The following is a 10,974-nucleotide window of genomic DNA, read 5'->3' as shown; positions in this document are numbered from 1 at the left end:
GGGGGGGGGGGGGGGGGGGGGGGGGGGGGGGGCCGCGACCACCCCCGCGGGGGGCGGGTCCCCGGCCAGGGGGGGGGGGCGGGGGGGGGGGGCCGGGCCCCGGGGGCCCCGCCCCGCCAGCCGGGCGGCGGCCGCCGGATCGGCGTCGGTCACGGCGACGAGACGGGGCGACGGGCCGCCGGCCCTGCTGTCGGCGGCCGCCAGCAGTCCGGGCAGGAAGTGGTCCCGGGCCACCCAGCCGCAGCCGGCGACCGCCCATCGGCACTCGGCGGCGGGAGCAGCCTGCCCGTTTGCCGCGTTCACCATCGCTCCGGGAGGTCCAGAAGCACCCGGCGGCGGGCCATATCGGCCACCTGCGGCGTCAGCTGTCCGGCCCGGGCATCGGCGAGCAGGGCGGGGGAGAGGTCGACGTGGTCGGGCAGGTAAGCGCGGGCGGCGGGCCCGTACTCGTCCCGCCAGCGTTCCCCGGGCCAGCGCAGCAGACCATCGCGGTACAGCGGGTTAGGACGCAGGGACCGCCCGGGAACGGGCCGGTCGGGAGAGAGGGGACCGTACACGGGCGGCGGAGGCGGGATGCTCACCAGGGCCATGGCCTCGCAGCCCGCCAGCTCCCCAGCTCCTCGCGACCGGGGAGGCGTCCCCTCCAGGGCGGCGCGGGTCAGGTCGGCGTCGTCGTAGCAGACCGCCCCCGGCAGCAGCGCGCGCCATCCGGCCGGATCCAGCGGGAGGCCGGCAGCCGGCCCGTTCACGAGGGAGTTGTGGCAGTGGCCCAGGACGACGCCGCCACCGCCGGCGTACGCCAGCGCGCGCCGTACCACCTCCTCTTTGCGCGGCAGGAAGTACAGGGCGTCGTGGCAGGCCACGTAGGCGGGACGGCCCGGGGGGCGCAGCGGCCACGGCGCGGTGACGTCGGCGCACACCAGCCGTACCCCGGGGACGATGAAGCGACGGGCCAGCCACAGTTTGGCGAAGACCACATCGATTCCGGTCACGTCACGGTGCCCGCGCAGCTGCAGTTCCCGCAGCAGGTGCCCGGTGCCGCACGCCAGTTCCAGCACCGGCAGACGACCGGGGGAGTGCCGTGCGGTCAGGGCGAGCACAGCCAGCCAGGTGGGATCGCTCCATCGGTGCAGAAAGTACGCACCGACCCTGCCCATGCCCAGCAGTGTCACTGCCTCGCGCAGGGTGGCCGCCCTCAGCGCGGCACGCACATTGCCCAGGGACGGGGCCGGGCCGTCCCACCAGTCGTCGGTGTCGGCGAGCAGGACGAGCGCGGCACCGTCCGGATCGCCCTCTTCGATGCGGCGCACCGCCCGCCGACGCAGTTCCTCGCGGCTGGTGCGCAGCCAGGGGATGCCCGCCACGACGGGCCAGCGCCGTTCGCCGTCGGACAGCAGCCCGGGACCGCAGGCCCGTAGCGGGGCCCCGTTGCCAGGGCTGACCAGGCCGGCCGTGCCCGGCCCCGCAGCGCCGCCGGCCGTCCGGTCTTCGGCCGCCGCGGGGCCGGCTGTCGCGTTGCCGGTCGCCGCGTGGTCCGCCGGGCCCCTCACACCGTCTCCGCCGCGTCCAGCACCGCCCGGTGGAAGCCGGACACCGCGCATGGGTGGACCAGGTCCAAGTCCTCCAGGGCCTGCTCGGTGGTGAAGGCGGCGGCTCGCGCGTGGTGGCGGACCTGCAGCACGCGGTCGAGCACGTCGGCGGCGTGGAAAGCTTGTGCGGCCGGGGCGTCGGCCCCCTCACGCAGAGCGAGCAGCAGCTCCACGCGCCCGGTGAGAGTCTCGGGCAGGTCGGCGAGTCGCTGTCGCGTCAGCCGTGCGAGAACCGTGGGCAGGTGCCGGCCCAGCAGTTCCTCCCCGGCGAAGCCCGCGTCGGGCAGCACGGCGTTGTGCAGGTGGTGGGCCAGACCGAGCAGGAAGACGTCGCCGGGAGTGGCGTCGAAGGACTCGGCCAGCAGCACCCCGTAGACCGCCACCGCCCAGCAGTGGTCGCCGTGGCTCTCAGGCGGCTCGACCATCAGCCGCGGTCGTCCCGGACACGTGGCACCCGCCCGGGGCTGGGCGCACAGCGCAGCCGCGAACTCGGGAGCCGCATCCGTGCTGCACGGGTCCAGCGCCAGGTCGGGCAGCGCCTCGACCAGCAGACCGGCCGTCACCGGGTCCAGTCGGTCCGTGTGCTGGGCGACGGACCGCTTCAGCACGGCCACCGCATCTCCGGCCGTCAACCCGCACCGTCGCAGCACCGGGCCGTCGATCCCCGCCAGACGCGCGCCGGCCACGGCGGCCGCGCATTCGCGCACAGCGACCCGGTCGGGATCCCTGCCCCGCATCAGCTCCGCCCACGAACGGCAGAAGGAACGTTCCGCCATGGAAGCGCCGCTGCCGGCCGTACGGACTCTCTTGAGATCGCCGATCTCACGCAGCAGCGGAACGACCGCCCGCAGGGCTTCGCGCGGCACTCGCCCGTCCTGCCGCGCGGAACGGGGAGCGGCCTGCGTCACGACCGTCCGCCCGTCGTGGTCCGGCCCTTGCCGTCCAGCCAGTCCAGCAGGGCCTGCTCCTGGCGGTGCAGGGCGTGTTCCGGGATGCTCCCGTCGGCGGTCATCGGGGCCTTGAAGAAGAATCCGAACTGCTCCTGCACTCCGCGCTCCCCGCGGCGCCGCGCCTCGGCCAGCAACCGGATCAACTCCAGCACCAGCGGAGCGGCCAGGACGGAATCCCGGCACAGAAAGTCGATCTTCATCTGCATGCGGCGGCCGAGAAAGCCGACGAGGTCGACGTTGTCCCACGCTTCCTTCTCGTCGCCGCGCGGCCGGTAGAACTCGATGCGCACCTGATGGTCCTCCACCGGGTAGCCGAGCACCGCGTCCAGCACCGACTCCTTGGTGGCCGTCTTGCTGGCCATCGAGTCGGGATCCTCCAACGCCCGGCCGTCGCGATTGCCCAGCAGGTTGGTGGAGTACCAGCCCTCCACCCGCAGCGCCCGCGAGCGCAGAGCGGGGGCGAGCACCGTCTTCACCATCGTCTGCCCGGTCTTGCCGTCCTTGCCGGCGATCGGCACGCCCTGCTGCTCGGCCAGGCGTGTCAGTGCCGGCACGTCGGCCGCGCAGCTGGGGGTGAAATTGAGGTACGCCATGCCCTCCCGCAGGGCGGCATAGGCGTAGAGCATGGCGGGGGTGATCGCCGCGTCGCCCGTGTCCAGCGCCGCTTCGAACGCCCCGGGCGAGGCGAGAGCGGGCGATGTGGTGTCGGGCAGGCGCTCGGTCGAGGCGAGGTTGACCACGACCACCTCGTCGAGGCCTTGTTCGTCCCGGAAACGCCGCAGGTCCTCCCGGATGCGTTCCGTGCGTTCGCGCGGGCTGTCGAACGGCACGACATGGGCGCCGGTCACCGCGCGGCAGTAGGCCGGGTCCGCCACCGCCGGCCACGGCCGCAGCTGCTGCAGCCGGGCAGCGGCGGCCTCGATCTGGGCCGGTTCCAGAACGCGGTGCAGGTGAGCGGCCTTGGCCAGGTCGTCGGCCGAAATGTCCCAGCCGCCGAACACCAGATCCTCGTAGGGCACGAGATCCGTGCGCGACGCCAGCGGCAACCCGTCCCGTCCGCAGATGCCGAGCTTGAGCAGTTCCACCCCGGCCACGGCGGTGGTCGCGACCGCCCCTCCCAGCCCCACGACGGCGGCTCCCAGCCGTCCTGTCGTCGTTTCCGGGTTCTTGTGCTGGGCGGATCGGGCCTCGGTCGGTCCATGCATCGCTCTCTCCGTTCGCTTCGCCCACGGGGACACGACCGGGTTCCGTGCAAAGGTCACGGGCACGGGCACGGCCGGCGGTCCTGCGCGGTCCGCGGAAACCTTGTCTCGCACCGCAGTCGGGTGCACCGCAGTCGGGCGCACCACAGCGATGCCACCGAGTGTTCGCGCGGCTACTGGTCGGTGCACCTGCGGAAAGACATCACGGTTCCGACGTTTCCGTCTCGGCCATGTCGTGGTGACGCGCTGAACTGCGCTTGTTGCGTCCACTGCACCGTGCGGCCCGGTCGGCCAGCCGTTCCAGCGAGGCGGCCGAACGGGTGAAATGTCGGGCACCGAACGGATGAGATCGATCTCGGTGCTGCGCGTACTCGCAGAGCGTGCGTCGCGGATGCGGCGATCGTGACCCGGCAAACGGGTATCCCGAGCGTCCCGGCGTCGGGGTCCGAGGAGCATCCGTGCCCGATCGTGCGCCAAGCCGTCGTGGGCCCTGGTGGGGCGGCTGACGGGTAGCCGGCGAGGGGCCGGTCTGAAAAGTCGTGGTGGTAAGGACGGCCATGTGTCGGGGGTGAGTGGTCGGCAACGACCCGTCCTGCTGGAGAGGCTGTGCAGTGTCGGTCGACGGAGAGGCTCCTGGCATGGATATCCGTGTAGAGATCATCCGGGAGGCGAGTCAGGAGCTCGTCGACGCTTTCGGCAGGTTGCTTCCGCAGTTGTCTTCGACCGCCAAGCCCCTCGACCACGAAGCGCTCGACCGGATGGTGGCCTGTGATGCCAACACGGTGCTCGTCGCCCGCACTCCTGACGCGATCGTCGGCACCCTGACGCTGGTGCTGCTGCCCTTGCCGTCCGGCTCGCGGGCCCGCGTCGAAGACGTGGTCGTCGACAGCGTGGCGCAAGGTCAGGGAGTCGCGGGCCTTCTCATCCAGGAGGCCCTGCGGCTCGCCCGGGAAGCGGGTGCCCGGACGGTTGATCTCACCTCCCGACCGGATCGTGCGGCGGCGAACCGGCTGTATGAGCGTCTCGGCTTCCAGGTCGGGCAGTCCACGGTCTACCGCTTCGCGATCGACGGTAGGCGAGGTAGTCGGTGCCGGCTCGTTCCGCGTAGCGCATCGCCGTGGCGGCGCTGATGCCCAGGGCGTTCGCGAGGACGGAGGGCGGAGCCTCGCGGACCATCTGCAGCCAGGCGCGTGAACGGACGGCCAGGGGCCGGATGCCGATCGTGCGGAGGATGCCCACGACGGCGTAGACGTGCATCGGGCGACCCGGCATGAAGCCGGGAAACAGCAGCTGGGAGGAGCGGTTCGCAGTTGTGTTGAGCCCCCGGCGGGCCGTGAGGCGAACGCGGATCACGGCTGCTGCCGGTTCTGGCACGTTCAACCAGTCCTACCGAAGTTGACTTGGAGCCCGTCAGGACCGTCGCGTAGTTGATCGGTGCGGAGTTGGACGATCCGGGAGAGCGGCCGGCCGAAGAGGACGAGCATCAGCCCGATGGCCCGATGGCCCGATGGCCCGATGGGTGGCGGGCAGGGTGTCGTGGAGCAGGGGCACCCGCATGGCGTTCAAGTACTCGTCTTCGCTGCCCAGGGGGCTGGTCCGGCTGGTCGGCAAGGGAAGGTCCACACCGTGTGTTCTGCATGGTCTTGTGTGAATGGGCCTGCGGCACGAGCCGCTTTTTTGGGATGTCGCCTCAATCACCGCGTTCTCATTCACGGCGTCCTCGATCCAGCACTGTGCGATCCGCCGTAGAACCGAGTCACCTTATGTTTTCGGTCCACATCGTGCCCGCTGAGGTGGTCGGGCGGTGACCGCCGTACCGGATGTGCTGTGTGTATCGTCGCGGCACAGCGCGAATACGAGTCAGCAGACGTGCGAAGGAGCAGTCGGTGTCGCCTGGCGCCATGCACACGAAGTGGGGCGCGCTTCGCGTGCTCACCGCCGAAGTGCGTAGCAATGTGCGCGGCAGGCAGTTGGCGCTGAGCGCGGCCGGAACCACGTTCTTCGGAATGGTCGCCGTGATTGCCCTGGTGCTGGTTCTGCTACGGCTGTCGGTGTTCGTGGTGGGAAGGGAGGGCCTTCGTCAGGCCGCGGAGGACATCGGGAACGCGCTGCCGCACGGGCACGGAGTGCAGTCAGGGCTGCGCGCCATGGCCGACGCGGCAGCCCAGCTGTCCTACCCGGCTCTCGCCGTCGCGCTGGTGCCCGCCAGCGTGTACGGAGAGGGACTGCGCAGAGGCTTCCTGCACCTGTCGCCCGTGGCGGCGCAGGACGACACGTTCACCGGCTGGCGGGGCAGGCTGGGGCTGGTGCCGGCACTGGCGGCGGGCCCGCTGCTCATGAGCATCGTTCTGTACGCCGGCCCGCCGCTGGCCCGACTGGCCGATGCCGGCGGTTGCCGCCTCGGCTGGTCCGCTGTCCTGGCCTTCCACCTGCTGTGGCTTTTGCTCTCCACGGAGGTATTTCTGCTTTTCCGGTTCGTCGGCGTGGGTGTCGCGGGGTTGCGAGCGACGGTTCTGGCCGCGTTCGTGACGGGGGCTTTCTTGTGCGGCTTCCTCGGTGGATTCGTGTTGTTCCTGGCTGTCCCGGTCGACTGGAGCGTGCCATTCGGCGGGCTCGTCGTGCCCGGAGTCGTCGTGGCGCTGGGCCTGTGGATGTACCTGCTGCATACGGTCCTGCTCGTCGGCTATCAGTTGATGCTTTGCCTGGACAGTCACGCAGGCCGCCTCTTTGCGATGTCCCACCTCCCGGGTGACGGCCTGTCCGACGAACCCGCGGAGCCGCGGGACCACACCGCTGCGACCACAGGGGCGTCCCCTCACGGCCGCGGCAAGGTGTTCGCGGGACTCGGGGCGCGCGGCCATGACGACGTCCTGGTCCGATGGGCCAAGCTCCACGGAGGGTATGACCCTTCCGGCAGCATGCTCGCTTCGATGTGGGTGGTCCTGGCGCAGCGCTGCGCCGGCACGCGCCTGATGCGCGCTGTGCCGCCGGACCTTCTTTCCGTGGGAGGGCCGTTGGCGGCTGCCGCCGCCGTGGGGGTGGCGGCCCAGGGCGGCCGCTGGCCGCTGGCCGCCTGCGCGCTGGTGATTGTGTCGGGTCTGCTCGACGGACTGGACGGCGCCGTCGCCGTGACGGCCGGCCGGGCTCGCCCTTTGGGCGCTGTGGTGGACGCCATGTCCGACCGGGTCGCGGACCTTCTGCTGGCCGCCGTCCTGTACGCCCTGGGTGCGCCGGCCTCCTGGTGTCTCGTGGCTGCTTGTCTTGCTCAGTTGCATGAGTATCTGCGGGCCCGGGCCAATGCGGCGGGGATGCGCGGGGTGGGCGCGCTGAGTGTCGCGGAGCGGCCGCTGCGCGTGGTGCTGTGCGCGGTCGCGTGCCTGGGAAGCGGCTTGTGGTCCGACGGTACGCCGGGCACGGGGTGGGACTGGGCCGAGGTGTGCGTCATGGGCTGGACGGCGGCCGCAGGGGTCGGCTTCGTACAGTTGGCGGCCGGGGTGGCGCGGGCGCTGAAGTAGCGGCCGATGGGGTCAGGCGTTGCCGATGTCGGCTGCGACGATCTCCGCGGACAGCGCCACCAGTGGCAGGCCGCCGCCGGGGTGGGCGGATCCGCCGACGAGGAAGAGCCCGGGGACGGGGGAGCGGTTGGCCGGCCGGAGAAAGGCGGCTCGGACGCCGTTGGAGGAGCTGCCGTAGATGGCGCCACCCAAGCTGCCGGTCTGCTGTTCCAGGTCGAAGGGGGTGCGGGTTTCGCACCACAGAAGTCGTGGGCGCACGTCGATGCCGCGGCCGGCCATGACGTCCAGGACGCGTTCGGCGTAGGACTCCTTGAGTCCCGGGGTGGTCCAGTCGACGGTGCCGCGGGTGCCGTCCAAGGAGTGCCGGGGAGCGTTGACCAGGACGAACCATGCTTCATGCCCGTCATCGGGACGCAGCGTGGCGTCGTCCGGCGCGCTGATGTACACCGTGGGGTCGATGGCGGGACGGGCCGGCATACCGAACACGGCATCGAATTCCGCGTCGTAGTCTGCCGGGAACAGCACGCGATGGTGCGGTGTCCGTGGATCCCGCCCGCGAAGCGCCAGCAGGAGGACGAATCCGGCGAGCGAGGACTGGGCGCGCGCGAGGGCAGCCAGGGGGCGGCGCCCGCGCCGGTCCGCCGTCAGGTGACCGTAGAGCACTTTCGCGTCGACGCCGGAGACGACGATGTCCGCTGCTGCCGTGCCGCCGTCCGTCAGGCGGAGGCCGGTGACACCGCGGGCCGAGGTGTCCACTGCGGCGATGTGGCAGTCGTAGTGGAATCGCACCCCCAGCTCGGTGCACCGCTGCTCGAGGGCGTCGGCCAGCAGGCGCAGGCCGCCGGGCACGTACCAGGTGCCGTAGCGCTGTTCCACGTAGGAGACCACTGCCATGACGGCAGGTGCGCGTCGCGGGTCGGAGCCGCTGTAGGTGGCGTAGCGCTCCAGCCACATGCGCAGCCGAGGATCGCGCAGGTAGTGCCGGCCGGTGCCCCGTAGGCTGCGCCAGGGGGCGACAGCGGTCAGCCCGCGGGGCTGCGCCGAGCGGCGCAGCAGTCCGGCCGGGCCGCCGAGCGGCCGGCGCAGCACGCTCTCGCCCACCAGCCGCCACAACTCGCCGGAGGCCTCGTGCAGCCGGGCCCACTGCGCCCCGGCTCCTTCACCCAGAGCGTCATCCAGCACACCGGGCACCAGGCGCGGGTCACCGGGCATCGCCAGCTGCGTCCCGTCGGCGAACCGGTAACTGCAGGCCGGCTCGACCGGCATGAGCGGTACACAGCGCTCCAAGGGAGCTCCCGTGTCCGCGAACAGGCGGCGATAGACCTCGGGCAGAGTCAGCAGCGACGGCCCGGTATCGAAGACGAAACCGTCCCGGCGTACGGTGCCGAGCTTGCCTCCGTAGGTGGCCGCTCGCTCGTACACGGTGACGTGGTGACCTTGGGAGGCGAGCCGGGCAGCAACTGCCAGCCCGCCCATGCCGGCTCCGATCACGGCGATGCGGGGCATCTCAGCACCGCCCTCGCAGCGGCCTGCCCTTCCACGACAACGTGGAGCGGCGGTGGCCGAGCCAGGACCATCCTGTCAGCACCGCCAGCAGTGTGACGGACACCGGGTGGGCCAGCGCGTCCGGCCAGCATCGCCCGCCCGTGCGCCGCGCGGTCAGTACCCGCCCCGTCACGGCTGCGGCGTATCCGGCCGCTCCCCAGCGTGACCCCCAGCACGCTGCCAACGGCGGCATCACGTATGCCCAGGTGAGGAGAGTGCACACTGCTGCCGCGCCGCCGCCGGATCCGAACGCCGCCCACAGGGATTTGCCGTACCCCTCCCGCAGCTCGCGCCAGCCGTCGTACATCTGGCAGATCGCGATCTGGCTGCCGTCCACGATGCCGCCCCGGCCACCGACGCGCTTGAGCGCCCGGATGAGCGCCATGTCCTCGAGGACTTTGTCCGCGACCGCAGCGAACCCGCCGCATCTGTGCAGGGTGGTGGCGTCCACGATGAGGAACTGGCCGTTGGCTGCGGACAGCGCCGGCCTCGGTGAGGTCTCCGCCCGCCGCAGTGGCAGCGCTGTGAGCCACGACCACTGCAGCAGCGGCTGGAACAGCCGGTTGGCGGGTCCCTCGGCGACCTGACAGGGGAAGGGCGAGACCAGATCGAGTCCGGACGAGCGCAGCAAGTCCACCGAGGAGGCCACCGCGTGCGACGCAAGCACCACGTCCGCGTCCACGAAGACCAGCACACTGCCCTGCGCGAGCGACGCGAGCTGATGGCAGGCGTGGGCTTTGCCCGGCGAACCGGGCTTCGGCGCCGTGCCGTGCACGACCCGGGCGTGCCGATACGATCCGCACAGGCGGCGCACCACGGCGCTGGTGTCATCGGTGGACTGGTCGTCGAGCACGATGACCTCTGCTCGGAGCAGGCGTTCCTGAGTCAGCAGCGACTGCAGCGCAGGGGCGACACGCCCGGCTTCATTGCGTACCGGCATCAGAAGCGACACCGACTCGCTCACCGGCGCCGGATCCGGCGGGGGGATTCGTAGGCTTCTGCTGTTCAGGGCGCTGTGCACCGTGCCGGCGACCGCCAGCAACGTGCCCCCCGCGACCAACGCCCGCGCGGCGTGGAGCCGGCTCACCTTCCTCTCCTGGCGGCACCTGCCACCCGCACTGCCAGCGGGACGGCGACCAGCCCCATCAGCACACCACCCACCAGCGCCACCTGCGGACGGCTGAAAAACACCAGACACGCCATGATCGAGGAGGCGTAGGTCCACAGATACAACATGACAGCCGGACCAGCGGGCCAGCCGTGCTCAGTGGGGCGCTGCACCGCGTGCCCGCAGACCGCGTCCATCGCAGCGATCATGACGACGGACACGGCCACCCACCCGAGGAAATTGGTGAGCGGTACGCCCTCCACCCCAGGAAGCGACGGATGGGGATCCGCCCAGCTCCAGTGACCGGCATCGACCATCTGCGGATCGAGGAAAACGTCCCAGGACGCCAGCGCCCACCCTCCGGCCATCGCCGTTCGCACCCGAACCGAACGGGACCCCGCACGCCCCCGGCCCGGGGCCAGTAAACGTCCCACCTCGAGCGCGGGCCAGGCCATCATGATCCAGGCGAGCGGCACCACCACCGGCACCCCCGCCACACTCGGCCCCAACGACCCCGTGTACTCATAGGCACCGAACGGAAAGCCCGTACGCACCCCCACGACCTCAACCGCCAGGCCGCCCAGCCCTGCCACCGCCAACAGCGCCAGCGGACCCCGCACACCGTGCCACAGAGCGGCGGCCGCCATGGACGCGAGGCAAAAGACCACCACGCCGACGACGGTGAGCACATCACGCTGCGAGCCGGACACGAGCGGGTAGGGAATCTGGCACAGCACGGCGGCCGCAGCCAGCAACCAGGCTGTCCGCCGCCCGGACCCGAGCTTGCGGCGCAGCGCCGGCCGCTCCTGTACCTGGACCATGTCGTGAGCATAAGGACACGACCCGGCTTCACCGCCGAGGCAGCGGGGCCGGTACCAGAAGCTTCACCGGTACGGACCATACGACGGCACGGCAGCCCGCATGCCTGCCGCACGGGCTTGAGACTTGGGCGATCCGCACCCGGCCTCATCGTCCGGCGGGCGACAGCAGTAGGAAAACGGGCCGGCAACGACTCACACACTGCGCAGGATCCCGCGTGCGACAGACAGGCCTGGACGCGACCGG

8 protein-coding genes are annotated in these 10,974 nt (G+C 71.5%); 2 read left to right on the top strand and 6 right to left on the bottom strand.

Translation table 11 applies throughout. From position 1 onward, the window contains the following. Positions 1-299 precede the first annotated feature (299 nt). From ACFWVE_RS27570 to ACFWVE_RS27560, 3 genes are read right to left on the bottom strand one after another with little or no spacing between them, the layout of a single operon-like run. Complete coding sequence (locus ACFWVE_RS27570; protein WP_384019349.1) at positions 300-1,550, bottom strand: class I SAM-dependent methyltransferase; 1,251 nt, start codon at positions 1,548-1,550, stop codon at positions 300-302. Then, positions 1,547-2,455, bottom strand: a complete 909-nt coding sequence (locus ACFWVE_RS27565; RefSeq protein ID WP_384019346.1) for a hypothetical protein — start codon at positions 2,453-2,455, stop codon at positions 1,547-1,549. Before ACFWVE_RS27565 ends, ACFWVE_RS27570 begins: the two co-directional genes overlap by 4 nt. Positions 2,456-2,493: 38 nt before the next feature. Further along, entirely contained in the window at positions 2,494-3,744 is a 1,251-nt protein-coding gene (locus ACFWVE_RS27560; RefSeq protein ID WP_384019343.1) for an inositol-3-phosphate synthase, read from the bottom strand. A gap of 635 nt (positions 3,745-4,379) precedes the next feature. On the opposite strand from ACFWVE_RS27560, the gene ACFWVE_RS27555 reads away from it, so the two are divergent. Both ACFWVE_RS27555 and ACFWVE_RS27550 read left to right on the top strand, forming a co-directional pair. Further along, entirely contained in the window at positions 4,380-4,871 is a 492-nt protein-coding gene (locus ACFWVE_RS27555; RefSeq protein WP_384019340.1) for a GNAT family N-acetyltransferase, read from the top strand. Positions 4,872-5,642: 771 nt separating this feature from the next. Further along, positions 5,643-7,256, top strand: a complete 1,614-nt coding sequence (locus tag ACFWVE_RS27550; protein ID WP_384019337.1) for a YhjD/YihY/BrkB family envelope integrity protein — start codon at positions 5,643-5,645, stop codon at positions 7,254-7,256. 12 nt (positions 7,257-7,268) lie between these two features. Here ACFWVE_RS27550 and ACFWVE_RS27545 read toward each other — a convergent pair whose 3' ends face one another. The 3 genes from ACFWVE_RS27545 to ACFWVE_RS27535 are packed head-to-tail and all read right to left on the bottom strand — an operon-like array spanning position 7,269 to position 10,730. After that, a complete protein-coding gene (locus ACFWVE_RS27545) occupies positions 7,269-8,762 on the bottom strand; it encodes a phytoene desaturase family protein (protein WP_384019334.1) in 1,494 nt (497 codons plus the stop codon). Position 8,763: 1 nt separating this feature from the next. Continuing rightward, positions 8,764-9,888: a glycosyltransferase gene (locus ACFWVE_RS27540; protein WP_384019331.1), complete on the bottom strand. Its 1,125-nt coding sequence runs from the start codon at positions 9,886-9,888 to the stop codon at positions 8,764-8,766. Further along, positions 9,885-10,730, bottom strand: a complete 846-nt coding sequence (locus ACFWVE_RS27535) for a carotenoid biosynthesis protein (RefSeq protein WP_384019328.1) — start codon at positions 10,728-10,730, stop codon at positions 9,885-9,887. Before ACFWVE_RS27535 ends, ACFWVE_RS27540 begins: the two co-directional genes overlap by 4 nt. Between the last annotated feature and the right edge of the window lie 244 nt (positions 10,731-10,974).

The organism is Streptomyces sp. NPDC058632 (assembly GCF_042717095.1).
Classification (GTDB): domain Bacteria; phylum Actinomycetota; class Actinomycetes; order Streptomycetales; family Streptomycetaceae; genus Streptomyces.
Note: the sequence above shows the minus strand (reverse complement) of the source record. Positions and strands in the feature narration are given on the sequence as shown.

Excerpts from the sequence above, each read along its gene's own strand:
- ACFWVE_RS27560 (WP_384019343.1), bottom strand. The coding sequence starts at position 3,744 with ATGCATGGACCGACCGAGGCCCGATCCGCCCAGCACAAGAACCCGGAA.
- ACFWVE_RS27555 (WP_384019340.1), top strand. The coding sequence starts at position 4,380 with ATGGATATCCGTGTAGAGATCATCCGGGAGGCGAGTCAGGAGCTCGTC.
- ACFWVE_RS27550 (WP_384019337.1), top strand. The coding sequence starts at position 5,643 with ATGCACACGAAGTGGGGCGCGCTTCGCGTGCTCACCGCCGAAGTGCGT.
- ACFWVE_RS27545 (WP_384019334.1), bottom strand. The coding sequence starts at position 8,762 with ATGCCCCGCATCGCCGTGATCGGAGCCGGCATGGGCGGGCTGGCAGTT.
- ACFWVE_RS27535 (WP_384019328.1), bottom strand. The coding sequence starts at position 10,730 with ATGGTCCAGGTACAGGAGCGGCCGGCGCTGCGCCGCAAGCTCGGGTCC.